We start from the raw sequence: 25,910 nt of genomic DNA, 5'->3' as shown, positions 1-25,910 counted from the left end.
ATTATAATCATTCCTTAATTTAAAAAATATCATATATAAATTGTAACTTATTTTTATTATTTTGCTATACACTATCTTCAAAATCTTTATAATTAATATTAGTTTATATTAAAGGAATTGATAATATGTTTAAAATTTTATATACACTAGTTACTATTTCACTAGCCGCTTTTACTAATTTAAGCCAAGTGAAAATAAATAATTATCATCATAAAAAAATAAAATCAGAAAATACTATCCTAAATGAACAAAGTTTAACCTTAGCTTTTGAAAATGGAAATTTTTATAATTGAAATGAAAATGATTCAACTAATTCTATTGCTGGTATTTTTACAAATTCACAAGCACAATCTTATTTATTAAATAAGGATGGCACATATAATAATTTAGACTTACAAATTAATAATTTTATTAGATTTGATGATAACTTAGGAATTGCTACTTTAAATAATTTTCATAAAAGTGATGATACTAATTTTATTAATAATTCATTTTTAATGACTAAAAATGGTATTAGTGATGATGCTACTGCCATTGAAACTCCAAATCATACTTTTACTAACTTTGGTAATAATATCGTTAGTACCGATATTGGTGCTGACTTAATTAATACAGACGGAAAAGTAACTAACTTAGTTAATCCCTATCACTATGGAAAAGGTAAAACTAGTTTTACTACTATAAATGATACTTTTGGTGTTTTTGTTGGTGGTGATCAAAATTCTTATATTCTAAAAGTTGATGGTAATATCAAGCCAATTAATATGAATGTTCCTAATCCAATACTATTAAATTCTTTTGTTGCCATTAATAATAATGGTGGCATTATTCGTGATGTTAATGGTCAATTATTTTATTTAACAATAGAAGATAATGGTAATGCTACAACAAAACCATTAATTATTAATAAGGAGCCACTGTTTAGTACTACTACTGTTTTTTTTAGCAAGACTGGTAACAATCAAGGAATTTTAAATGTAAATCTCAAAAATAGCTCCAAATTTTTTGGACAACCTTATCATTTAAGCATTACTGATAGTAATGATATTAAACTTACAAAAATTAATGAACATTATATGAATAATTTCATTTTACTTCATGATGGTTTAGGTATTTTTATTGATGAACAAGAAATTGGCTATTTTGTAAATGAATTAGGTGCTTTTACTAAAATTGGTTATTGTGCCAATTTCCAAAGAATAAATGATAATCTTGGTTTTATTAATAATAATACAAGTAAATTATTACTAAGTGATAGTAAAAATAACAATTGAAGTCGAATTAATACTATTAAATTTACTAAAACTAAAAATGAACAATTGACTAATTTTATTAATTCATATATTGATAAAGATAAACTTACTGCAGTTAATCGTACTAATAATTGAATTAGTAATAATAATCTAATTTTAAATGTAACTAATGATGAACTAAAAGATATTACTATTAATGATAATCAACCATTATTACCAAATATTAATAATAGTATTACAACTATTATTAATATTAATTCTGAAATTAATATTAAATTTAAAGATGAAATAATAACTTACCATGTATTAATATATAATCAAAATATTTTGCCAACACTAGATAATAGTACTAATACTAATATTAAATATGTTGGAATAGTAAATAATAATTTATATGACATTAATAGCACTAATACTAATGACGGTTTTACAATTAATTTTAACTATGATAATACTATCCAATTTGTAAATATTATTACTATTGATAGTACTACTATGAATAAAATGAATTTATGAACATTAAAACCAAAAACTACTTTTAAATTAAATGCCAAAAGCAATAATAATGTATATTTACTACAAACTGTTAATTGAAATAATATTAGCAACTGAAAATATTTTACTATTTATCATGGTAATAATTTACCTATTATTGAATTTTGAACTACTGATACTGGTATAAAATTATGAAATGCTGCTTTAAAACTTAATTATACTTCTAAGGAACTAGAAAATATGAATTCAACAGAAATTAATAATCTAAGAAATTTATCAGTTAATTGAACAATTAATGAAGCGCGTGGTAATACTTTAGGTTATATTATTTCTGGTTTTCTTAGTATTGGTTTCATTTTAACTATTATTGCTATTATTTATGATTGATACTTAAAACAACAATTTAAAAAAAAGAAATCTAACACAAAGACAAATGTTAATTAATACAAAATAACTGTTCTTTTATTTTTTTGGAATTAGGTTTATCATTTTCTAAGCTATTTACTGCTTCAACATTAACTGATAAACTTAGTTCATTAGATTTCCGTCTTTCACTTTGTTCTTCTCTTATTTTTCTAACTCAAGGATTAAATGAATTAGCAAAACCTAAAAAATCAGTTTGTTTTACAAAACAATTATTTGGAACATAATATCCTTTTATTTTTATATAAAACAAAAAAGGTTCTAGAAATTTTTTTCATGCTGAATTATAATTGTAAGTGCAAGTAAATAAAATTGCAAAAAATTCTCATATAAAAATTTCATAATGCTAAATTTAGTTTAGAAAAAAGTAAGGAGTTTTTATATGAGTTATAAACATCTTGGCATAGATGAAAGGATTTATATTGAGAATCAATTGAAATTTAAATTTAAAATTAGTGAAATAGCTAAAAATCTTAATCGAAGTATTAGTACTATTATTCGAGAAATTAATAGAAATAAAGATAATAATCATTATTTTTAATTAATTGCACAAAATAAAGCTGAAAATCGAAAACAATCACATATTAGTTTTCATAAGTTTAAAAATAAGAATTTAGTAAAATATGTACAACAAAAATTACTATTAGGTTGATCACCTGAACAAATTTATGGCAGAATTAAAAATTTTCATAAACAATGAGTTATTAGTTTTAAAACAATTTATACTTGAATTTATTTTGGAATGCTTGATAAAGTTACTAGTAAAAATTTAAGAAGAAAAGGTAAAAAACGAAAATCTAAAGAAAATCGTGGCAAGTTTAATGGTAAATCAATTAAAGAACGAGATATAAATGTTAATGATCGTATAACACTTGGTCATTGAGAAGGAGATACTATAGTATCATCACGAGGTAAAAGCAAATCATGTTTAATAACTTTAGTTGAAAGAGTATCACGATTTACTTTAGCAATATTAGTTAAAAACAGAACTACTAAAGTTATTAATAAAAATGTCAGTTATTATTTATCAATTCTTCCTAAAAACATTGTTAAAAATATTACTTTTGATCGTGGCAAAGAATTTTCAAATTGACAACAACTTGAAAAAAATTTAGATGTAAAAATTTATTTTGCCAATCCATATTCACCTTGACAAAGAGGTACTAATGAAAATACTAATGGTTTAATTAGAGAAAAATTTCCTAAAAAATTTATTTTTTCAAAAACTAATAAAAATGAAGTTCATAAATTTATATTTTCTTTAAATCAAAGACCGAGAAAAATATTAAATTATCTTTCACCAATCGAATATTTGGATAGAAAAATAATTTAGTTGCACTTACCTTTACAATTTAGCAAAATTACTCTAAGCAAATCTTAACTAAAGTTTATATCTGAAAAAATGAATATACAATAAAAAAAATACCAGTTAAATTATATTTTTGATTAAATAGAAAAAATCTTTCTTGTAATTTTTATTCTATAAAGTTAATAATTAATATTTTTTTCTTTTTAATTTATAAAAATATTTCATAATTTTATCTTTTTGCTTGTAATAACTAATATTTATGGTTAATATTAAAATTGAAATTAATATTTATATTAATCTAAATTAGATAAGTATAATTAATAATAATTAGTTTTCAGCGAGAGTGAATAGTGTAAGCACTTAACCATTATTAATTAGAAGCTCCTAATTTAACAATTTTAATCATTAATTAAGTGCATTTACTTTGTAAGTGAATTAGGATGGTACCGCGTTAAAAAACGTTCCTATTTTGATAGGAATTTTTATTATTTTGAGGAGAAATTATTATGTCAATAAAATGAACAACAGATAAAGTTAGAACAACTTGATTAAATTTTTTTAAAAGTTATGATCATCACATTTTAGAAAGTGCATCACTTGTTCCAAATGATGATCCTTCACTATTGTGGATTAATTCTGGAGTTGCTACATTAAAACCATATTTTGATGGACGACAAACCCCAATTGCTAAAAGATTAGCAAATTCACAAAAAGCAATTAGAACTAATGATATTGAAAATATTGGTATTACAGCAAGACATCAAACTTTTTTTGAAATGTTAGGTAATTTTTCAATTGGTGATTATTTTAAAAAAGAAGCTATTGTTTGAGGATGAGAATTTTTAACTAGTAAAAAGTGATTAAATTTAGATGCTAATTTATTATATGTAACAGTTTTTAATGAAGATGAAGAAACATATAATTTATGATTAAATATTATTAAATTACCAAAAGAACGTATTATTAAAGGTACAAGATCTACTAACTTTTGAGATATGGGTCAAGGTTCTTGTGGTCCTAATACTGAAATTTATTATGATCGTGGTATTAAATATGATCCTAAAAATATTGGTATTAAATTATTAAAAGATGATATTGAAAATGATCGTTATATTGAAATTTGAAATATTGTTTTTTCACAATTTAATAATGATGGCAAAAATAATTATACTGATTTACCAAGAAAAAATATTGATACTGGTGCAGGATTAGAAAGACTAGTAGCAATTTTACAAGATGTGCCAACTAACTTTGATACTGATTTATTTCAAAATATTATTCATGAATGTGAAAAATTGACAAATTTTCGTTATGATATTAATAATTATTTTACACAAGAGATTAAACAAAAAACTATTAATACTGCATTTAAAATTATTGCTGATCATATTCGTTGCTTAGTTTTTGCAATTAGTGATGGTGTTTTTCCTAGTAATAAAGATCGTGGTTATGTATTACGAAGATTGATTAGAAGAGCTGTTGTATATGGACAAAAACTTAATATTAATGAACCATTTTTGTTTAAGTTAGTTTCAATTATTATCAAAGTTATGGGTCAACATTATCAAGAATTACATAAAAAAGTCGATTTAGTAACTAATATTATTAAAATCGAAGAATTAAAATTTTGAACAACATTGATAACAGGAAAACAATTATTATTACAAGTTATTAAAGATAATAAAAAAGTAGATGCAACTGCGGCTTTTAAATTATTTGATACCTATGGTTATCCTATTGAATTAACATTAGAGATTGCAAATGAAGAAAATGCGACTGTTGATTTAAAAGGTTTTCAAAAGTTATTGGATAACAGTAAAGATAATACAAGAAAGGTAAGAATTAATCATCAAGCATTAACAATTCAATCTTCATTACTAACTAATTTAAAAGTTCCTTCAACCTTTGTTGGTTATGATAAAGAACAAATAAATACAAATATTGTTTTTATGTTTAAATCAGAGCATGAGGTAAAATTTTTAAAAAATGAAAAAGGTTATTTAATTTTAAATGAAACACCTTTTTATGCAGAAAAAGGGGGGCAAGCATCTGATGATGGTATTATCAAAGGAGAAAATGGAACGGCCTCTGTTATTGATGTACAACAATGACCACAAAAACAGCATATTCATCAAGTGGAAGTAAAAGGTGAATTAACACAAACAGAAATTGTTGAAGCACAAATTAATAGTTCACATCGTTTTTATACAAGAAAAAATCATTCAGGAACTCATTTATTACATGCTGCTTTAAGAAAATTATTAGGTTTACATGTTATGCAATCTGGAAGTTTTAATAATTATCAATATTTACGATTAGATTTTAGTCATTATGAAATGTTAACTTTAGAACAAATTATAAGTATAGAACAACAAGTAAGTAAATGAATTAAAGGTAAATATCCTTGTGAAATTATTTATTGTACATATGAAGAAGCAATCAAAATTGGAGCTTTAGCTTTTTTTGGTGAAAAATATGAAGAAAAAGTTCGAGTAATTAAGTTTGGTGATTTTTCAATTGAACTTTGTGGGGGTACTCATTGTTATAATTCACAAGAAGTAGAACAATTATTAATAACTAATGTTGAGTCAAAAGGATCTGGTTCTTATCGAATTCATGCTTTAACATCATTAAAAACTATTAATGAATACTTAACACAACAAATAATGATGATTAAAGAACAAAGCAATAGTTTATTTATTCAATATCAAAAAAATAAAGATAATTGTATGCAAGAAGAAGAAATTGAAAAAATATATGATGCTATTAATAATTTAAAAGTGGTAGCTGCTGATTGAAGAAAAGGAAAAATGTTATTACTAGAATTACATGGTTTATTTAAAAAATGACAAATTAATTTTGAAGAATTAAATCGTCAGAAGATAGTGAAAAAATATTTAACTTTAGTTCCAAAAAATGAAAATATTTATAAACTATTAATTGCAAATTTTGAAAATTTAGATATTAAAACATTAAGAGAAATAATTGAACATTATCGTAATCAATATCAAAATATTATTATTATTTTTATTAATAAAATTAATAATCAAGAATATTTAGTATTAGTTGCTTCAAGTAAAGAATTGCATAATAATAAACAGTATCAAAGTAATAATATTTTACAAAAAATATTAAAAACATATAATGGTAAGGGTGGCGGTAGCCCAATCTTAGCGCAAGGGAAGATTGATAAGTTTATTACAGAAAAAGAAATTAATAAAATTATATATTAAACTTAATGCTTATATGTATTAATTTATATAAATATTATATGATGCTGAATTATACTTGTAAGTGCAAGTAAATGAAATTGCAAAAAATTCTCATATAAAAATTTCATAATGCTAAATTTAGTTTAGAAAAAAGTAAGGAGTTTTTATATGAGTTATAAACATCTTGGCATAGATGAAAGGATTTATATTGAGAATCAATTGAAATTTAAATTTAAAATTAGTGAAATAGCTAAAAATCTTAATCGAAGTATTAGTACTATTATTCGAGAAATTAATAGAAATAAAGATAATAATCATTATTTTTCATTAATTGCACAAAATAAAGCTGAAAATCGAAAACAATCACATATTAGTTTTCATAAGTTTAAAAATAAGAATTTAGTAAAATATGTACAACAAAAATTACTATTAGGTTGATCACCTGAACAAATTTATGGCAGAATTAAAAATTTTCATAAAGAGTGAGTTATTAGTTTTAAAACAATTTATACTTGAATTTATTTTGGAATGCTTGATAAAGTTACTAGTAAAAATTTAAGAAGAAAAGGTAAAAAACGAAAATCTAAAGAAAATCGTGGCAAGTTTAATGGTAAATCAATTAAAGAACGAGATATAAAGGTTAATGATCGTATAACACTTGGTCATTGAGAAGGAGATACTATAGTATCATCACGAGGTAAAAGCAAATCATGTTTAATAACTTTAGTTGAAAGAGTATCACGATTTACTTTAGCAATATTAGTTAAAAACAGAACTACTAAAGTTATTAATAAAAATGTCATTTATTATTTATCAATTCTTCCTAAAAACATTGTTAAAACTATTACTTTTGATCGTGGCAAAGAATTTTCAAATTGACAACAACTTGAAAAAAATTTAGATGTAAAAATTTATTTTGCCAATCCATATTCACCTTGACAAAGAGGTACTAATGAAAATACTAATGGTTTAATTAGAGAAAAATTTCCTAAAAAATTTATTTTTTCAAAAACTAATAAAAATGAAGTTCATAAATTTATATTGTCTTTAAATCAAAGACCGAGAAAAATATTAAATTATCTTTCACCAATCGAATATTTGGATAGAAAAATAATTTAGTTGCACTTACCTTTACAATTTAGCATAATGTCATTTATAATATTAAACTTATATTTTTCTTTCATAGTCATGCTTCTTTCCATATTTATCACCAAGTATATTTAACTTTACTTTTGGGAAATTTTTGCTCGATAACTAATAGGAAATTATCACTAAATAATGACATTTTTTAATTAATAACTTGTATTTTTTCTAAAATTTAATAAAATAACTAAGTGTAAACTAAATATTGGTTTTTTAACTCATTATTTTAATTTAAAAATAAATGATTTTTTATTGTATTTAATAAATAAAAAACATAAAAAATACAATAGGTGTATTAGAAATACTCTATTGCTTAAACCAATAAAATAGATTTCAAATGTCCATCTTAAGTATAGAGGAGATAAATATTATGGCATATAACAAACAATCTGATTTATCACATATTAATGGTGGTTTTCCTTCAACTTCATCAAATAATTCAAAAGATGAAGAAAGATTAAAAAAAAAGATTTATGGTCAATTGTTTAGAAGTGAAATTTTACATCAAATTTATGAACTATGCGAATCCTCTCAACAAGAAGATTATGAATCTGCTTTAAAAATATTATCTAAAAAATGCAAGATGAGTCAAGAAAATGCAAAAGATTTATTAGAAAAGATTACTAAAATATTACAATCATCAAGGTTAACAATTAATTTTGATTTTTCAAAAATATACGATATTAATAATAAATGACCAGAGGTTTTAAACTGTTTTGCTTATAAGGAAAAACCAAATGAAATTTCTAACTATAATGTAGGTCGAGCAAGTATAGAGGAAGTTGCATTTTATCTAAATCAATTATTTGATAATAGTAAGTATGAAAAATTTGGACATTTTTCAACCCCTACTGGCGATCAAACAAAAAGAAGTGCTAATTTTCAGTGAACAAGTAGACCTTGCTATGCAGCATTAGATTTTTTGGAAAATCCTATGGGTGGAGCTCCTATGTATGGAAAATCTTTTATTATACTAAAAGATTATGTAAAACATAATTGTACATATAGTCCTTATGATACGTATTCACCACCTACGTTCAGTGGTGGGAAATTAAAAGATAAAATATCTACTTTTTTACACTTCCCAAGATTGATAAGATATTGTCAAAATGATTTATTTGGATATAATTGTTTAGAAAGTTTAATTAATAAAGCTAATGGAAAAAATTTTGTTCCTCATCGTAATTATGGTAAAAGTGAAGGAAATTATATAGAGGTTCATGTTTATTCTAGAATCTTATTTGCACGTGATATAAAACAAATTTGCTTATCAAAAGCGGAATTTGATACTCATCCACCTAATAAACAAAAACAAATATTAGAAAAAATAAATGAAATAAACTCATGTTTAGGATCTTCATTTATTATATTCATAACTGAAAAAGAATATAAAATAAAACAAGAAGAAAGACATTTAGAAGATAAATTATCATTAAAACAAGAAAAAATAACAAAATTAAAAAGTGATATTGTCAAGTTAGAGAAAAAAAAGATAAATCCAATTTTAAATTTTGTTATTAAAGTTTTTAGTTTTGGATGTATTAATAAAAATAAAGAAATTAAAGAAATAATAAATGCTAAAAATATTGAAATTAAAAATTTGTTGTTAGAGATAAAAAATAATGAAACACCACATTCACCATTAATTTCAACGGAAACTATGCCATTATTACAAGATCAAAAAGTAACTGATGAAAAAAAATTTGATAAACAATCAGTAAATGATGAAGAATTAAATAATCCCTTTTTAAACAGTTGTTCAAATTCACAACAAAATATTCTTTAATAAAATATATATTGAACCATTTTAATAACCATACTGATATTATTATTTTTCTATTTTTTTTAATTAAATATGGTAAAGTTAAATCATAAAAATTATATATCATAGTTAGTATTAGTTACTATTAAAATTTTTTAAAATTTCTAATTTTTATTTACACTATTTTATTTTAAAAAAATAAAAATAATTTAGTAACAATCTAGTTTATTAATTATAATTTTTATTTATAAGTATTAAAAGAGAATGTCATTCAATTGAAATGTATGTTTAAGTAGTCCTATTTTACTTATTAAAAGTAAAGCAGGACTTTTATAATTAAAAGGGGGAAAAATGAAAACAAAAAAGAATTCAGAACAAACAACTTTATTAAATAAAAATAACAATAATTACAATGCAATCAAAAATCAAGATCAACCTTCAACAAGTCAAGAACATGTTAATGGATATCATCAAGAAAATTTAGAAGTTAGAAATAAAGACAATATTAATTACACAAGAACAGAAAGTCAAGATCAATTTTCAACAAGCGATGAAGAAGAGTGAATAGATGATACTAATAGTTGTTATGGTGGAATAACACAAAAAAGATTGGATATTAATGAACGTTGAAAATATCGTACGAGATTTGAACCTGGTGTAGTATATTCTGGTATAATGATTCATGAAAATGTTATTGATATTTCTAATGATTTAAAATGACAGAAAACTATTCGTTTGAAAAACGGTAGAGTGATTTTAGAATTATCAAATTTAGATGAAAATAATCAATTTGAACAAAAATTTAAAATATATGAAAATGAAAATTCATACCTTAGTGATTTAAAATCATTAGATTTAAGTACTTTTACAGAAATTAAACTAAAAACACCTATTAATTGATATTTTATTATCGCTGCATTAGGAATTATTCCTATTGTTGTGTTTGCATGAACTACACAAAGAGTATTTTCAGTTAATATTACAGATAATAAACCTCATCCATCTAATGATTGAATAACTAATATTCTTGACGTTACTAATGAAAAAACACAACATAATCTTATGATGGCAAGTGCTGATATTATTTTTAGTCTTCTTACTGTTGAAATTTTTAAATGATCGCGTAAGGTTATTAATCCTTGTTGTCAAACTATAAGTGTTGCTAATTCACCTGTTAATAATTCATACTTTATTACATCATTAATTCATCTTTGATCAACATTTAGTAATCATGTAGTTGTTACTGCTGCTGCAATGTATACTCTTGATAGTTTTACTTGACCAAATTATGGTTGAAAATTAATTGATAAATTTAATATCTTATCTACTATTGCTAGACTTTATGCTATGACAACTATTAATAATGGTTTTAAATGATCATTAAGTACATTAAATAATGAGTTTCAATTATCTGATAAGTTTAATTGTTGTTTAAATATTTTTAGTAAAATGGTTAATTTTATTAATGAATTATGTTACCCTTTAAAAGGTTTTATTGCACTTGTTAGTTTTGGTGCAATTACATTTAGTAGTAATGCACTTAAAACTTTAGCATCACTTGTTGCTGAAAATGGGTTTACAGATGGTTGTTTGATATTCCCTAATAATTTTTTTACTTTAGGAATGTTGGGAACAGCTACAGCAATGTCAATAACAGATGGTTTAAATTTACAGTTAGATAATTATAAAAAACCACTATTACAACCAATTCTAAATGGAGCAAAATGAATTTGAACTAAAACAAAATCATGTTGTATAAATAATGAAAATGATAATGGATATGGTTCTATAAATAATGATAATGTTGAAGATGGAGTTGTTATTAATAATCCTAAAAATGATATAAAATATTTATTAGAACAACAAGCAATAACTGAAGCAAAAAAAACAAATTTAAATGGTTTATTTAAAAAATTTAATTCATTTAATATAAATGAAATCAACGAAACACAACCATCAGTAAGTGAGCATTTTTCAGATTCACGATATACTGTGATATAGTTTAGTTTAAATTAATATTAATCACTCTTTTTATAAGAGTGATTTTTTATGATTATATATTTTATTTTTTTGCTAAATTGTAAAGGTAAGTGCAACTAAATTATTTTTCTATCCAAATATTCGATTGGTGAAAGATAATTTAATATTTTTCTCGGTCTTTGATTTAAAGACAATATAAATTTATGAACTTCATTTTTATTAGTTTTTGAAAAAATAAATTTTTTAGGAAATTTTTCTCTAATTAAACCATTAGTATTTTCATTAGTACCTCTTTGTCAAGGTGAATATGGATTGGCAAAATAAATTTTTACATCTAAATTTTTTTCAAGTTGTTGTCAATTTGAAAATTCTTTGCCACGATCAAAAGTAATATTTTTAACAATGTTTTTAGGAAGAATTGATAAATAATAAATGACATTTTTATTAATAACTTTAGTAGTTCTGTTTTTAACTAATATTGCTAAAGTAAATCGTGATACTCTTTCAATTAAAGTTATTAAACATGATTTGCTTTTACCTAGTGATGATACTATAGTATCTCCTTCTCAATGACCAAGTGTTATACGATCATTAACATTTATATCTCGTTCTTTAATTGATTTACCATTAAACTTGCCACGATTTTCTTGAGATTTTCGTTTTTTACCTTTTCTTCTTAAATTTTTACTAGTAACTTTATCAAGCATTCCAAAATAAATTCAAGTATAAATTGTTTTAAAACTAATAACTCACTCTTTATGAAAATTTTTAATTCTGCCATAAATTTGTTCAGGTGATCAACCTAATAGTAATTTTTGTTGTACATATTTTACTAAATTCTTATTTTTAAACTTATGAAAACTAATATGTGATTGTTTTCGATTTTCAGCTTTATTTTGTGCAATTAATTAAAAATAATGATTATTATCTTTATTTCTATTAATTTCTCGAATAATAGTACTAATACTTCGATTAAGATTTTTAGCTATTTCACTAATTTTAAATTTAAATTTCAATTGATTCTCAATATAAATCCTTTCATCTATGCCAAGATGTTTATAACTCATATAAAAAATCCTTACTTTTTTCTAAACTAAATTTAGCATTATGAAATTTTTATATGAGAATTTTTTGCAATTTTATTTACTTGCACTTACAAGTATAATTCAGCATTAGCAAGTTTACTTATTTTTTCTTGTGCTGGTTTAGCGCCTAATCTTCAATTATCAGTTCTTTCTGGTCATACCATTCAACATTGTTGATGTTCTAAAAATTCAGGAATAACATAAAAATCATCACTATTTGGTGTTGAATAAATTTTTTGTGCCATTAATAGTAGCTTTCCTTTCTTACTTAGTAGCTACTGAATAATTCCCTTATTTTATTGATGATTCATTTTTTATTATACTAATAATTTTATTTTTTTAAATAGTGTTTTATAGTAATTATTAAATAATTACTATAAAAAAATTTTAAATTTAAATAATTAAAATGAGATTTATAATCTCATTTTAATTATTTTTATTCATTTGAAGAATTATTATTTTTGATATTTTTTAATATTTCTTCAATGTTTTTAACTCTAGTGTTGGTATTATCATATTTAAAGCGTAATTCTGGAACTTTATATTTATTACTTGTTTTGGCAAGTGCGCTTCGACAAAAACCTTTCGCTTTTTCTAAAGCATTACTAATAGTTTTAATATCTAAATTATCTAAGTAAACTGTTCAATAAATGGTAGCATAACTGTTATCTTTTGTTATTTTTACATTAGTAATAGTGATATCTTTGAAAAGAATATTTTTTGATTCTTTTTTTAATATATTAGTAATTTCTTTTTTTAAGAAACTTTCTTGTTGTTCAAATTTAATGATAGACATCCTATTTTGTCTCCACTTCTTCTAATAAATATGATTCAATAATATCATTTTCTTTTAAGTCATTAAAATTTTTAATAGTAATACCGCATTGAGTTTCTTTTTTAGCAATTTTTAAATCATTTTTTTCATGTTTTAAACCACTGATTTCACCGTTATAAATAACAACATCATCACGAATGATATGAACTTTGCTATTACGTTGAATGAAACCATTAATGACAACACAACCAGCAATTGTTCCTACTTTTGAAAAATGAAAAGTTTTAATAACTCGTGCTTGACCAAGAATTTTATCTTCATAAGTTGGTTCTAATAAACCTTTAGCAGCCAATTCTAATTCTTCAGTTATTTTATAAATGATATTATGTAATCTAATTTCAACACCGGCATTGTTAGCAGCTTCACGAATAACATGATTGGGACGAACATTGAAACCATAAATAATACTTCCTGAAGTTTGAGCAAGTTTAATATCTGATTCACTAATACCACCAATAGTTGCTCTAATAAACTTAACAGTAATATCATTAACATTAATTTTATTTACTGCTTGAACGATTGCTTGCACTGAACCTTGAGTATCTGCCCGTAAAATAACATTAATTTGTTTTAATTCACCTGTAGCAACATCTTGTGTTAAATTACCTAAACTAATTTGTCGATTATTTCTAATTTTATTTGTTTCTTCTGTTTGTCGTACTAGTGCTACTTTTCTTGCTAATTTATCATCATTAAAAACAATAAAAGATTCACCAGGAGTAGGGGCTGTTTCAAATCCTAAAACTTGAACAGGCATTGAAGGTCCAGCTTTAGTAATTATTTTACCAGTATCATTAATAAGGCGTTTAATTTTTCCTTTAACACTACCAGCAACTACAATATCAGTAACTTTTAGTGTTCCACCTTGTATTAATAAAGTACAAATTGAACCAACATTTTTATCATGATGAGATTCGATAACAGTTCCATTAGCAAATCGATTTGGATTAGCATTTAGTTCTTTTAATTCAGCAATTACTAATATGGCTTCTAATAATTCATCAATTCCTTGATTTTTTAAAGCACTACCATAAACAAAAATAGTATCGCCACCTCATTCTTCACTAGTTAAATCACAATTAGCTAGTTCATTCATAATGCGATCAGTATTAACATTTCGTTTATCCATTTTATTAACAAAAACAATAATTGAAACACCAGCTACTTTTGCATGGTCAATTGCTTCACGAGTTTGTGGCATCACACCATCATCACCAGCAACTACTAGAACAACAATATCAGTAATTTTAGAACCACGTGAACGCATTTCAGTAAATGCTTCATGACCTGGGGTATCAATAAAAGTAATTAATTTATTATTAGTTTTAATTTGATAAGCACCAATATGTTGAGTAATACCACCGTGTTCTTGATTAGTAACTTTAGAATTACGGATAGTATCTAATAGTGTTGTTTTTCCATGATCAACATGGCCCATAATTGTAACAACAGGTGGTCGAGTTACTAAATTTTTTTTATCATCTTCTAGATTAATATTTTCTAATAAGTTTTCATATGTTACCACTTTAGCTTTTTCAAAATCAATACTTCATTCCAAACAAAGTTCAAGCATTAATTTTTGAGTTAATATTTGATTTTGATTAAATAGTTTGCCTTGTTTCATGAAGTATTTAATAATGTCAGTTACTGGATGATGCAATGCTTTAGCAAATTCTGAAATAGTTAAAGATTCGTTATATAAAAATACTCCTTTTTCATTAATTTGAGATGTTTTTTGTTTTAGTTGTTGATTAATATTTTGTGTTTGTTGAGATATTCCTTTTTTTGCCATTTGCATCCCGCCTTTCGCTTGGGAAAATTAATCTCAATTTTTTTTAATTTCATTAATTAATTGTTCATAAAATTCATTTGGAATTTTTGTTTTTAATGCTCGTTCTAATGCCTTATTTTTAATAAGCAAAGGTATTAATTCAAGTTTAGGTTGGATGTAGGCACCTCGACCATTTTGTTTGCTAGTTTTATCAATGAATAATTGTCCTTCTTTATTAATAACAATTCTAATTAATTCACGTTTAGGTAAAATAGTATTTGTAACTATACATTTACGCATTGGTATTTTTTTACGTTGAATTAAAGGTATTTTATTCATAACGACCTACTTTATTGTTTATTGATTTTTATTTTTTCATTGTGTTTTTTTTAATAATTCAGATATAAACTTTTCATATTCACTTTCTTTAATATTACCATTTCAAGTAAATTTAATATTATTTTCATTTGCTTGTTCTAATGAAGTAATATTAATATTTCAGTGAGTTACACCGGCAACTAATTTAGCAGCCATACCATTTTTACCAATAGCTAATGATAATTGTTCAGTAGGAACAATAATATTTGCTTGTTTTTCTTCTTCATTAATATCAATTGAAATAACTTTAGCTGGTGTTAAAGCGTTAATTATATATTCTTTTATATTAGGATTTCAGGCAATAATGTCAATTTTTTCGCCACTTAATTCTTGCGTAATTAATTTTGTTCTTTCGCCTTTTGGACCAATACATGCACCAATACCATCAATGCTTGGATCATGACTAACAATTGCAACCTTAGCTCTAATTCCAGGAATACGAGCAATATCTTTAACTTCGATTACACCTTGTGCTATTTCAGGAACTTCTAATTCTAGTAAACAACGTAAAAAATTAACGTGAGTTCTTGATGCTAAAATTTGACCATAGTTTTTATTTTTAATAATATCTTCAACATAAAATTTGATGTAAGTATTATTAGCGATTGGTTTATTTTTTGGTAAGATCTCACTAGGGATTTGATTTTGTTTTGGTAAGAAAGCATAGGCTCTACCAATTTTAATTAACATATAAGTTTCTTCAACGCTTTCAATAGTACCAATTAATATGTGATCTTTTTTATCAATAAATTCATCATAAATTGATGTTTTTTCTGCTTCACGAATTGATTGTTTCACTACTTGAATAGCTTTAAAAATTGATAAACGAGAGAATTGATCACTAGGAATTATTTGCTTATATGTATCACCAATTGTTAAGCCGGGATTCTTTGTTTTAATAGTCGAAAGTGCAATTTCTAATTCAGGATCTTCAACTTTTGGAACAACAATTAAATCCTTTAAAATTTTAATAGTACCTTTATTTTGATCAATTTCAATTCTGATATTTGTACTATCATCACGATGACTTTGATATTCATATGCTTTTTTTAGTCCTTCTTTTAAAGCTTCAATGATATCTTCTTTTGCTATTTGTTTTTCTTCAGCAATTTCATTTATGGCATTTAAAATGATTTGACTAATTTCTTTGTCCACTTTTTCTCCTCCTTGTTTTTTATAAACATTGTTGTTTATTATTTAATAGTATTTGAAATAGATTTATTTCAAAATGAAAATATACTTAAATAAAAAAATAAAATATATTACACTAGAAATAATAAAGACAGCTGGTAGCTGTCTTGCTATAATTCTAATTCATTGTTCATTATACAATATTATTAATTTGAAAACAATAGAAATTTATTAAATGATAGAGTTTTATTATCGTAGATTATATTGTATAAATATCTTTCATTATATTAATGGTAATTTTCAAGTTTTAAACTGATTAAATATAATTATTTATATAGTAGTAATTGTTTTTGTTCTATTATCATTGAAAGATATAAAATTCATTTTAAAGTTTCTATTTTTTAAAATAAATGGGAACTAAATTGCTTTTCAATACTAATTTGTTCTTATATTGATATTAATCTCCTATATATTCTGCTTATCAAAGATTAGACATTTTTTTAAAATATTTTCAAACATTAGTAAAAATGTTAAGATTTATTTATTAAATTTGCTAAATTGTAAAGGTAAGTGCAACTAAATTATTTTTCTATCCAAATATTCGATTGGTGAAAGATAATTTAATATTTTTCTCAGTCTTTGATTTAAAGACAATATAAATTTATGAACTTCATTTTTATTAGTTTTTGAAAAAATAAATTTTTTAGGAAATTTTTCTCTAATTAAACCATTAGTATTTTCATTAGTACCTCTTTGTCAAGGTGAATATGGATTGGCAAAATAAATTTTTACATCTAAATTTTTTTCAAGTTGTTGTCAATTTGAAAATTCTTTGCCACGATCAAAAGTAATAGTTTTAACAATGTTTTTAGGAAGAATTGATAAATAATAACTGACATTTTTATTAATAACTTTAGTAGTTCTGTTTTTAACTAATATTGCTAAAGTAAATCGTGATACTCTTTCAACTAAAGTTATTAAACATGATTTGCTTTTACCTCGTGATGATACTATAGTATCTCCTTCTCAATGACCAAGTGTTATACGATCATTAACATTTATATCTCGTTCTTTAATTGATTTACCATTAAACTTGCCACGATTTTCTTTAGATTTTCGTTTTTTACCTTTTCTTCTTAAATTTTTACTAGTAACTTTATCAAGCATTCCAAAATAAATTCAAGTATAAATTGTTTTAAAACTAATAACTCACTCTTTATGAAAATTTTTAATTCTGCCATAAATTTGTTCAGGTGATCAACCTAATAGTAATTTTTGTTGTACATATTTTACTAAATTCTTATTTTTAAACTTATGAAAACTAATATGTGATTGTTTTCTATTTTCAGCTTTATTTTGTGCAATTAATGAAAAATAATGATTATTATCTTTATTTCTATTAATTTCTCGAATAATAGTACTAATACTTCGATTAAGATTTTTAGCTATTTCACTAATTTTAAATTTAAATTTAAATTGATTCTCAATATAAATCCTTTCATCTATGCCAAGATGTTTATAACTCATATAAAAACTCCTTACTTTTTTCTAAACTAAATTTAGCATTATGAAATTTTTATATGAGAATTTTTTGCAATTTTATTTACTTGCACTTACAAGTATAATTCAGCAATATAAAAAGACCTGAAAATTTTTCAGGTCTTTTTATATTATATTACTCAATAATCTTGGAAGTACTGTAGAGTATATATAAAAAATAATAAGAATGTTCAGTTAATGAACAATTTAATCATAACATTTTTGAAATTATTTTCTTAAAAAAAGCAAAATAACACTTAATAATTAAAAATATTATAAAAAGAGCACCAAATAAAAAAGAATGTATAATTAAGAGCAGAAAATAGTTTATATTTTTCAGAAAAATTATCTAAGGGGGAAAAACAATATGAGAAACATGAAAACATTACTACGACTAATGGGTGCTGCTGCTTTAACAACAGTTGCAGCAAGTTCAGTTGTTGCATGTGGAACTCAAACAAAAGCGCCAGCATTGAATGGCAAATATGCAACATTACTAGGATGATATAGTGATGAAAATACAAGTACAATTAATCAAGAATTAAAAAAGGATGATACTGCTGGTAAAGAAAGTTATTCAATTGCTGTTAGTGCTGCTGATAATACAAAAATTACAGCAACTAAATTTAACGAAAAATTATTAAAAGCAGGTACTGGTACTGATTCTGATAAAAGTCAAGCAGTAAGTGATGATGCTGCAGCCTTTTTAAAAGATTTAGGATTTACACCTGATAGCAAGAAGTTTTATTCAGCTGATGATGTTAAAAAGATTACTGCTTTATCTGCAAAAGTTGAAAGTACTGAAGCAGGTAAAATTGAAGCTGCTGGTACAACTGATTTTAAAGTTGAAGCTGGTACTTGTCAAATTAATATTATGTATAAGGCAACTGGAGATGATGCCAAATCTGTAAAAAAATATACTATTAACACTCTTAAGAAAGATGCATTAAATATTTCAACTGAAGTTATTGGTACTGATAAACTTATAACAGATAAAGATAGTTTAGAATTAACTGATGCGCAAGGATTTAAACGAACAAAACCTGTTTCTAGTTTTAAATTAAAAATAAAAAATGCAGTTAAACAAAAGCAATTTGATTCTTTAGTTAAATTATTAAAAATAAATGTTACTACAAAGTTTTTTGATAATGCTTCTGCAGGAACAGAAGTAACAGGAAATTTTCCAAATTCAAAAGTTTATTTACAAATAAGTTTTGGTAGTGTAGTACTTTCAAGTAGAATTGATTGCGATATTGCTCCTGCTTAATCATTAAATATTTTAAAAGATTGCAATTGCAATCTTTTTTAATTTATATTATTTTTTATCACTTAAAAAATTTTATTAATTTATTAAAATTATAAAAATAGTTTCAATTTAAGAATAATAATAAATAGCAGAAAATAATTTATATTTTTTAGAAAATTATCTAAAAAGGGAGAAAACATTATATGAAAAATATAAAAACATTATTACGATTAATGGCTGCTACTGCTTTAACTACAACTGCAGCAAGTTCAATTGTTGCCTGTGACTTTGAAACAAAAGCACCAATATTAAATGGTAAATATGCAAAATTATTAGGATGATATAGTGATGAAAATACAAGTTTAATTAATCAAGAATTAAAGAAGGATGATACTACTGGTAAAGAGAAGTATTCAATTGAGGCTGATGACACAAAAATTATAATGACTAATTTTAAAAACAGTTTATTAAACGCAAACGAAATTAGAAATCCAAATCAAGCAAAAGATGCTGATGCTGAAGCATTTTTGAAAGAATTAGGAATTACAAGTGGTAGTGAAAATGAAGAATATTCACCTGATGATGTTAAAAAAATTACTACCTTATCTGCAAAAGTTACAAGTACTGAAGCAGGTAAAACTGAAGAAAATAATACAGGAACTGATTTTAAAGTTCTTGTTGGTACTTGTAAAATTGATATTATAAGTAAAGATGATGATAGTGTATTAAAATCTTATACTATCAATACTGCTAAAAATGATGGGTTATACATTTCAAAAATAGTTATTACTGAACTTATTAGTGATAAAAATGGTTTAAAATTAACTGCTGCGCAAGGATTTAAACAAGGTTAATCTGTTACTGATTTTAAATTAGTAATAAAATCAGAAATTAAACAAAAACAATTTGATTCTCTAGTTCAACTATTAAATACAAATGTTAGTACCCAGTTTCATGCTATAGTTGCTGATGGTCCATTAGTAACAGGAAATTTTAGAAATTTAAAAGTTTATTTAGCAATATATTTTGGTGATGTTCATCTTTTACCTAGAATAGACTGTGGTATACCATCAACTGTTTAAATCATTAAATATTTTAAAAAATATAATGACAGTTGTTGTTAATTATCATATTTTTTTGTTACTATTAATATAAATGAAAATTATTAATAATTAGACATTTGAAATCGATAGTAATTAAAGTGATAACATTGATAAGTTAAAAAACTAAACTTTAAATGAGGACACAATTGTATATTTCAATTTTATTAAGTGATATTATTAATTATAAAAATTAAAGAAGGAGAAAAAAATGTTAAAAGCAGGAAGTATATTAATATTTATTGTTTTTATTTTAGAATCAATATTTATAATTCCTTTATTATGAACAATACCCGGTTTTATTTTATACAAAAAAATAAGTAAAGGTGAAGCGACTACTGATCAAAAAATTGCTTTAGCAATATTAGGAATTATCTTTGGTGCTGCATTAGGTATTATTGGTGGTATTTTTATATTAGTTGATTTAAACAATGATGAAAATAAAATCCAAAGATATTAATAAAAAACATCATTAATTAATGATGTTTTTTATTTTTTTAAATAGTTTTCCATTGGTTTTAATAAAAATTATTATATAATTTTTATAGTTTGATTTAAAAACAACTTAAAATTATTAACTAGGAGGAAAACAAATATGGAAGTTATTATTTTAGAAGCCACAAATCTGATGAATGAAATAATTTTACGTTATAAAAATGAAATTAACAAAATTCGCACCGGAAGAGCTAATCCTAATATCTTAGAAGGAATTAATGTTAGATGTTATGGTGGTGTTGATAGTTTAAGTAATATTGCCCAAGTTAAAGTAGCAGAAGCACATCAATTATTAATTAAACCATATGATCGTAGTTTAATTAAAGACATTACAGAAGCTGTTACAAAAGCTGATTTGAAATTACAAATTAAAAGCGAAGCAGAGAATATACGTTTAATTTTCCCACAATTAACAGAAGACGTTCGTAAAACTTTAGTTAAAGATTTGAGTAAAAAAACTGAAGAATATAAAGTTAAAATCCGTAATTGTCGACGTGATGCTGTTCAAAATATGAAAAAAATAAAATTACCAGAAGATCAAGAAAAGCATGCAGAAACTACAATTCAAGATTTAACTGATAGTAAAATCAAAGAACTTGTATTAATAGAAAACAATAAAAAAGCCGATTTAATGAAAATTTAGCAATAAAGCAATAAATAGTTAGGGGTTAAATATTGTGAAAAAAAAGATAATAAATAAAGAAAATATAAAATCTAAAGTTTCTTTTTTTGCAAAACTTATTAATTTTTTTATAACCTATCGAAATCGTATTCTTACAAGCTTTATGTTAATTGCTTGTGGTGTATTATGAATGTTTATTGGGGCAGTTTATTTAGAACCAATTTTTGGTAATAAACCACAGTGATCAGCGTATACATTTATGATAATTAATACTTTAATTTTTATTGGTTGTTTATGAGAAATTATTAATTTAAAAAAAGAATCAAATTGATCAATTGTACTTAAAATTTCTATAATTTTAACAGGAATCATACTTTTATGAGTTCCGCTTGGTAAAGAAACTTTTGGTCCATATATTTATAATCATTATTGATTTGAAACTTGAATGACTTTATTAATTTTATTACTTTTCATTTGTATGTTTATTTTAATTGCTTGACGAAGTAAAAATTTTCAATTAAGTGATGTTATTTTTATTTTTACTTGAATTATTTATTTAGTGTTTGTTGTTAAAGCTGTTAATTTTTTAATGTTATCAGAAATTAAACTTTCAAAACTAGGATGACCAACATTATTGTTTTTATTCATTATTGTTATGTCTAATGATGTTGGTGCTTTTATTGGTGGTATAATTTATGGTAAAACAAAAATGGCACCAAGTGTATCACCAAATAAAACTTGAGAAGGTGCTATTACTGGTTTAATAACAGCAATTATTTTAAGTATGATAACAGTAACTGTTTTTTTAGAAACAAGTAATTATAATCCCTTACCTTTTTTAGAAGTTAATAGTAAAGCACCAATCTATATTGCTTATTTTGCTACTATTTTTATTCTTTCAATTGCTAATCAAATGGGTGATTTATTATTTTCTTATTTGAAACGTAATTATCATGTTAAGGATTTTTCAAATATTCTACCTGGACATGGAGGATTATTAGATCGTTTAGATTCATTTTCAACAGTAGTTATTTTTGGTTTTCTAATTACTCTAGCAGCTATTGCTTAATATATAAAATTTAAGGATGAAGTTATGTATATATTTTTAGCCATTTTAATTGGTTTATTTACAATATTATTTTTAATTACCTTGCATGAATTTGCTCATTTTGTAATTGCTAAATTATCAGGAGCATATGTATATGAATTTGCTATTGGTATGGGACCAAAACTTTTGCAGTGAGGTAAAAAAGAAACACGTTATACTTTAAGACTATTACCATTGGGTGGTTATGTTTCTATTGCTTCAGAAATTGCTGATGCTCCTAAAGGACGAGAAGATGAAGTAATTGATAGTAAACGAATGATGGAAAACTTGCAACGTGGTAAAAAAGCAGCTTTCATTAGTGCAGGTGCACTAATGAATTTATTATTAGCTTTTATTTTATTAATGATTGGATATGGAATTTATCCACATAAATATGATCCTAACTTGCCACCAACCTATGCAACAACAGGACCATTATATGAAGCTGTTCAAAAATATAATAAAGATAATCCAAGTTTACCAATTTTAGATACTGATGCTATTACTGGTATTTATAATACTGGTGATATTGAATCTAAACAATCAATTAAATCATATTATGATTTACAAACATGATTAAGTAAATATAATAAAAAGACTACTAATGGTACAGTTATTGCTGACTACAAAATTACTTTTGATAGTAAAGATGATAAAACTGTTACTTTTAAACCTGTAGAACAAAAAGGAGTATTATTCATTGGTGTTAGTCAAGGTAGTTATTATTTAAATGCAGGGCAAGTTATTAGTAATGGTATCATTGATACTTTTAAAGATAGTTACAGTCTTTTACAAGCATTAGGACAATTAGTTACTTTTCATTGACAAAATTTATCAGGACCTGTTGGTATTGTTAAATCAACTAATAGTTTTTTAAATCCTGATTTATCATCAACACAAGCAGCAAGTACATATTTTCGTTGAGCAGCATTATTATCATCTAATTTATTTTTATTAAATATGTTACCAATTCCGCCATTGGATGGTTATAAATTTGTTGAAAATGCAGTTGAAGCGGTAACAAGAAAAAAATTAAATGAAAAATATAAAATTATTGTCAGTATTGCTGGAGCTATATTATTTTTAGTTATCTTTATTGCTATTACTATTAAAGATATATTTTTTTAATCTTTACTTTATAATAAAATCCTATTATAAATAGGATAATAAATTTGAATGAAAAAGTTTTGAGCAATTTTCTTAATTATTTATATTTTAAAAAAATAAAATAGTAACTATTTTAAGTGAACAATATTGTTCACTTTTTATTTTGAAATAAAATCTATAAGTATAAAAACTAAAATTTATATCGATTATTTGCTCCTAAGAGAATTATTTTTTCTTCAACAAATTTCTGAATAGCTATCATTGCATTTTCTATTAAGGTATTAATATTAGATAAATTAGAGTTAGTTTGCAAACTTTTTTTTAGACTTTCAACATAAATCTTTCTTAAATCACTGCTAATATTAACTTTAGTAATACCAGCTTTAATTGATAGAGTTAATTGTTCATTATTAATAGTAATATTATCATGTAATACTAAAAAAATTTCAGGCATTTTAATAGCAATTTCTTTAATTAGAGAAATTTTTAAATCTTGTCTATTATCTTGATGATGATTATTGATAGCAGTAAATACAAGACCATTAATATTAGTTTTATTTCTAAATAATATTGCTTGTTCAATTAAATTAATATCATTAGTAATATCTCCTTTTGTATTATTGTAAAAAATCTCTGATTCAACAATAATACCCAAAGGAGCAGCAAAATGAACAATATCTTTAGTTTTTTCAATATTTTCTTTAATTGGATAGTTACTGTAATTTAACATAACTGAACTAAAATCAGATGTAATTTTAGTTTTAATAAAGTGTGGATCAAGATAGTGGTCTAGTTGTAAAAAAATTGGTACTTTTGCACGATTAATAACATTGTTAGTAATAGCAAGTACATATTTTAAATCAATACAATTAATAGTGTTAGGTGTTATCATTAAACATATTGGTGCTTTTTGTTTTTCAGCTGCATTAGTAATTGCAATTAACATTTCTAAATTATCAAAGTTAAAACTTGGGATTGCGTATTTGTTAATTTGTGCATGTTTTAACATTGTTTTCAAGTTAATTTTCAATTACAATCACCTAACTTTTCTTTTTTATTTAATTATATCAATAATATTTATCATGTAAGGAATATAAGATATATTTTAAATTTTTACTTTTTTCTTTTTTTTATTAAGTTGACGTAATATTTTTTGATAAAAATCATATAAACGATGTTCAGAAGTTTGATAACGTTTGAACATTAAGTTATTAATTCAAATATAAAAATATTGTAAACTGAAAACTAAACCAAAAACAAAAACAACAGCACTAGCAGCGATTAATCATCCATATTCACCATTTGAATAATCAAAGAAAAAATATGGATATCATGTATCTCTTGGTGGATGACCAGTTTCTATAAAATCTAAATAACGTAAATGACCTCTAATTAGAATAACAATACAATAAATTGCTGGATAAATAACAATTAATCATAAATATATTTTATGTTGTTGTTTCATATTAATATATTGATGACCTGATGTAACAATAAAGCTAGTAATCATAATTATTGGCATTAATAAGTGTAAAATTAATGTTGCAATTCAATTATAAGCACTGTATTGTTTTGGATCTTGCTCAGCAGTGAAAATACCTATTCAAAATACTAACATCGTAATAGTAATATAAACAGTTGCTGCTAATCGAGTTTGAAAACTTGGTTTAGTACCACGAAAATAAGAATCAAATAAATAAATACAAAAATAAATAACAACCATATAATTACTCTCAGTAGTAAAAAAAGCATAGTAGTTACTTACTCGTTCACCATATCCTAAATCTTCAAATTTTTCCATTGGATAATATATTGCACTAATTAAATCAATAATTAAAAATAAAATTATCATTATTAATGCAGATAAACGTATATAAAAGTTGGCTTTGTTACTTAATTTATACATAATAATCCCACATCTTTTCTTTTTTCTTTGT

At 23.7% G+C, this 25,910-nt stretch carries 25 protein-coding genes; 14 read left to right on the top strand and 11 right to left on the bottom strand.

All coding sequences use genetic code 4. The features are described 5' to 3' along the window. The first annotated feature begins 125 nt into the window (after positions 1-125). On the top strand, positions 126-2,192 hold the full coding sequence (locus tag ACICQF_RS02915) for a hypothetical protein (RefSeq protein ID WP_395473646.1): 2,067 nt from the start codon (positions 126-128) through the stop codon (positions 2,190-2,192). Here ACICQF_RS02915 and ACICQF_RS02910 read toward each other — a convergent pair. Next, the gene (locus ACICQF_RS02910; protein WP_395473645.1) at positions 2,185-2,424 is read right to left on the bottom strand and encodes a hypothetical protein; all 240 of its coding nucleotides are present in this window, start codon (positions 2,422-2,424) and stop codon (positions 2,185-2,187) included. The two genes, ACICQF_RS02915 and ACICQF_RS02910, sit on opposite strands and share 8 nt — an antisense overlap. A gap of 129 nt (positions 2,425-2,553) precedes the next feature. Between ACICQF_RS02910 and ACICQF_RS02905 the strand changes: the two genes are divergently transcribed. The 6 genes from ACICQF_RS02905 to ACICQF_RS02880 all read left to right on the top strand — a co-directional run bounded on the left by ACICQF_RS02905 (position 2,554) and on the right by ACICQF_RS02880 (position 11,598). Further along, entirely contained in the window at positions 2,554-2,712 is a 159-nt protein-coding gene (locus ACICQF_RS02905) for a helix-turn-helix domain-containing protein (protein ID WP_395473343.1), read from the top strand. Beyond that, a complete protein-coding gene (locus tag ACICQF_RS02900) occupies positions 2,713-3,504 on the top strand; it encodes an IS30 family transposase (RefSeq protein WP_395473698.1) in 792 nt (263 codons plus the stop codon). 482 nt (positions 3,505-3,986) lie between these two features. After that, positions 3,987-6,713 (top strand): alanine--tRNA ligase, encoded by a 2,727-nt coding sequence (gene alaS / locus ACICQF_RS02895; protein ID WP_395473644.1) that lies wholly within the window; start codon positions 3,987-3,989, stop codon positions 6,711-6,713. Between the two features lie 147 nt (positions 6,714-6,860). Further along, positions 6,861-7,811, top strand: coding sequence for an IS30 family transposase (locus ACICQF_RS02890; protein ID WP_395473643.1), 951 nt, complete (start codon positions 6,861-6,863; stop codon positions 7,809-7,811). 394 nt (positions 7,812-8,205) lie between these two features. Then, on the top strand, positions 8,206-9,621 hold the full coding sequence (locus tag ACICQF_RS02885; protein WP_395473642.1) for a DUF3626 domain-containing protein: 1,416 nt from the start codon (positions 8,206-8,208) through the stop codon (positions 9,619-9,621). Between the two features lie 327 nt (positions 9,622-9,948). Continuing rightward, the gene (locus ACICQF_RS02880) at positions 9,949-11,598 is read left to right on the top strand and encodes a hypothetical protein (RefSeq protein ID WP_395473641.1); all 1,650 of its coding nucleotides are present in this window, start codon (positions 9,949-9,951) and stop codon (positions 11,596-11,598) included. Between the two features lie 95 nt (positions 11,599-11,693). Here the strand turns inward: ACICQF_RS02880 and ACICQF_RS02875 are convergent, their stop codons facing one another. The 8 genes from ACICQF_RS02875 to ACICQF_RS02840 form a co-directional block, all read right to left on the bottom strand. After that, positions 11,694-12,482: an IS30 family transposase gene (locus ACICQF_RS02875; protein ID WP_395473697.1), complete on the bottom strand. Its 789-nt coding sequence runs from the start codon at positions 12,480-12,482 to the stop codon at positions 11,694-11,696. 3 nt (positions 12,483-12,485) lie between these two features. Then, positions 12,486-12,644 carry a helix-turn-helix domain-containing protein gene (locus ACICQF_RS02870; RefSeq protein ID WP_395473343.1) on the bottom strand — a complete coding sequence of 53 codons (159 nt, stop codon included), beginning with the start codon at positions 12,642-12,644 and terminating at the stop codon, positions 12,486-12,488. 86 nt (positions 12,645-12,730) lie between these two features. Next, positions 12,731-12,907, bottom strand: a complete 177-nt coding sequence (locus ACICQF_RS02865; protein WP_395473640.1) for an agmatine deiminase family protein — start codon at positions 12,905-12,907, stop codon at positions 12,731-12,733. 191 nt (positions 12,908-13,098) lie between these two features. Next, the gene (gene rbfA / locus ACICQF_RS02860) at positions 13,099-13,458 is read right to left on the bottom strand and encodes a 30S ribosome-binding factor RbfA (RefSeq protein ID WP_252320089.1); all 360 of its coding nucleotides are present in this window, start codon (positions 13,456-13,458) and stop codon (positions 13,099-13,101) included. A 1-nt stretch (position 13,459) separates the two neighbouring features. Further along, on the bottom strand, positions 13,460-15,289 hold the full coding sequence (gene infB / locus ACICQF_RS02855; RefSeq protein WP_395473639.1) for a translation initiation factor IF-2: 1,830 nt from the start codon (positions 15,287-15,289) through the stop codon (positions 13,460-13,462). Between the two features lie 27 nt (positions 15,290-15,316). Next, positions 15,317-15,607, bottom strand: a complete 291-nt coding sequence (rnpM, locus tag ACICQF_RS02850; RefSeq protein WP_395473638.1) for an RNase P modulator RnpM — start codon at positions 15,605-15,607, stop codon at positions 15,317-15,319. A gap of 18 nt (positions 15,608-15,625) precedes the next feature. Continuing rightward, positions 15,626-16,801 carry a transcription termination factor NusA gene (gene nusA / locus ACICQF_RS02845; protein ID WP_395473637.1) on the bottom strand — a complete coding sequence of 392 codons (1,176 nt, stop codon included), beginning with the start codon at positions 16,799-16,801 and terminating at the stop codon, positions 15,626-15,628. Between the two features lie 552 nt (positions 16,802-17,353). Next, entirely contained in the window at positions 17,354-18,304 is a 951-nt protein-coding gene (locus tag ACICQF_RS02840; RefSeq protein ID WP_395473636.1) for an IS30 family transposase, read from the bottom strand. A gap of 40 nt (positions 18,305-18,344) precedes the next feature. Between ACICQF_RS02840 and ACICQF_RS02835 the strand changes: the two genes are divergently transcribed. From ACICQF_RS02835 to ACICQF_RS02805, 7 genes are all read left to right on the top strand, one after another. After that, a complete protein-coding gene (locus tag ACICQF_RS02835; protein WP_395473635.1) occupies positions 18,345-18,491 on the top strand; it encodes a hypothetical protein in 147 nt (48 codons plus the stop codon). A 192-nt stretch (positions 18,492-18,683) separates the two neighbouring features. Beyond that, positions 18,684-19,583, top strand: a complete 900-nt coding sequence (locus ACICQF_RS02830; RefSeq protein ID WP_395473633.1) for a hypothetical protein — start codon at positions 18,684-18,686, stop codon at positions 19,581-19,583. A gap of 182 nt (positions 19,584-19,765) precedes the next feature. Further along, complete coding sequence (locus ACICQF_RS02825) at positions 19,766-20,416, top strand: hypothetical protein (protein ID WP_395473632.1); 651 nt, start codon at positions 19,766-19,768, stop codon at positions 20,414-20,416. A gap of 457 nt (positions 20,417-20,873) precedes the next feature. Continuing rightward, positions 20,874-21,122 (top strand): hypothetical protein, encoded by a 249-nt coding sequence (locus ACICQF_RS02820; protein WP_395473630.1) that lies wholly within the window; start codon positions 20,874-20,876, stop codon positions 21,120-21,122. 135 nt (positions 21,123-21,257) lie between these two features. Then, complete coding sequence (locus ACICQF_RS02815; RefSeq protein WP_395473629.1) at positions 21,258-21,800, top strand: ribosome-recycling factor; 543 nt, start codon at positions 21,258-21,260, stop codon at positions 21,798-21,800. Between the two features lie 34 nt (positions 21,801-21,834). Then, positions 21,835-22,848, top strand: coding sequence for a phosphatidate cytidylyltransferase (locus tag ACICQF_RS02810; protein ID WP_395473627.1), 1,014 nt, complete (start codon positions 21,835-21,837; stop codon positions 22,846-22,848). A 24-nt stretch (positions 22,849-22,872) separates the two neighbouring features. After that, positions 22,873-23,994 (top strand): site-2 protease family protein, encoded by a 1,122-nt coding sequence (locus ACICQF_RS02805; protein ID WP_338957078.1) that lies wholly within the window; start codon positions 22,873-22,875, stop codon positions 23,992-23,994. A gap of 169 nt (positions 23,995-24,163) precedes the next feature. On the opposite strand, the gene ACICQF_RS02800 is transcribed toward ACICQF_RS02805, so the two are convergent. Together ACICQF_RS02800 and ACICQF_RS02795 are read right to left on the bottom strand one after the other, a co-directional pair. Further along, positions 24,164-25,003 carry a class II fructose-bisphosphate aldolase gene (locus ACICQF_RS02800; protein WP_395473626.1) on the bottom strand — a complete coding sequence of 280 codons (840 nt, stop codon included), beginning with the start codon at positions 25,001-25,003 and terminating at the stop codon, positions 24,164-24,166. 75 nt (positions 25,004-25,078) lie between these two features. Continuing rightward, positions 25,079-25,825: a Pr6Pr family membrane protein gene (locus tag ACICQF_RS02795; protein WP_395473624.1), complete on the bottom strand. Its 747-nt coding sequence runs from the start codon at positions 25,823-25,825 to the stop codon at positions 25,079-25,081. Between the last annotated feature and the right edge of the window lie 85 nt (positions 25,826-25,910).

The organism is Spiroplasma endosymbiont of Nomada rufipes (assembly GCF_964277355.1).
Taxonomy (GTDB): domain Bacteria; phylum Bacillota_I; class Bacilli_A; order Mycoplasmatales; family VBWQ01; genus Spiroplasma_E.
Note: the sequence above shows the minus strand (reverse complement) of the source record. Positions and strands in the feature narration are given on the sequence as shown.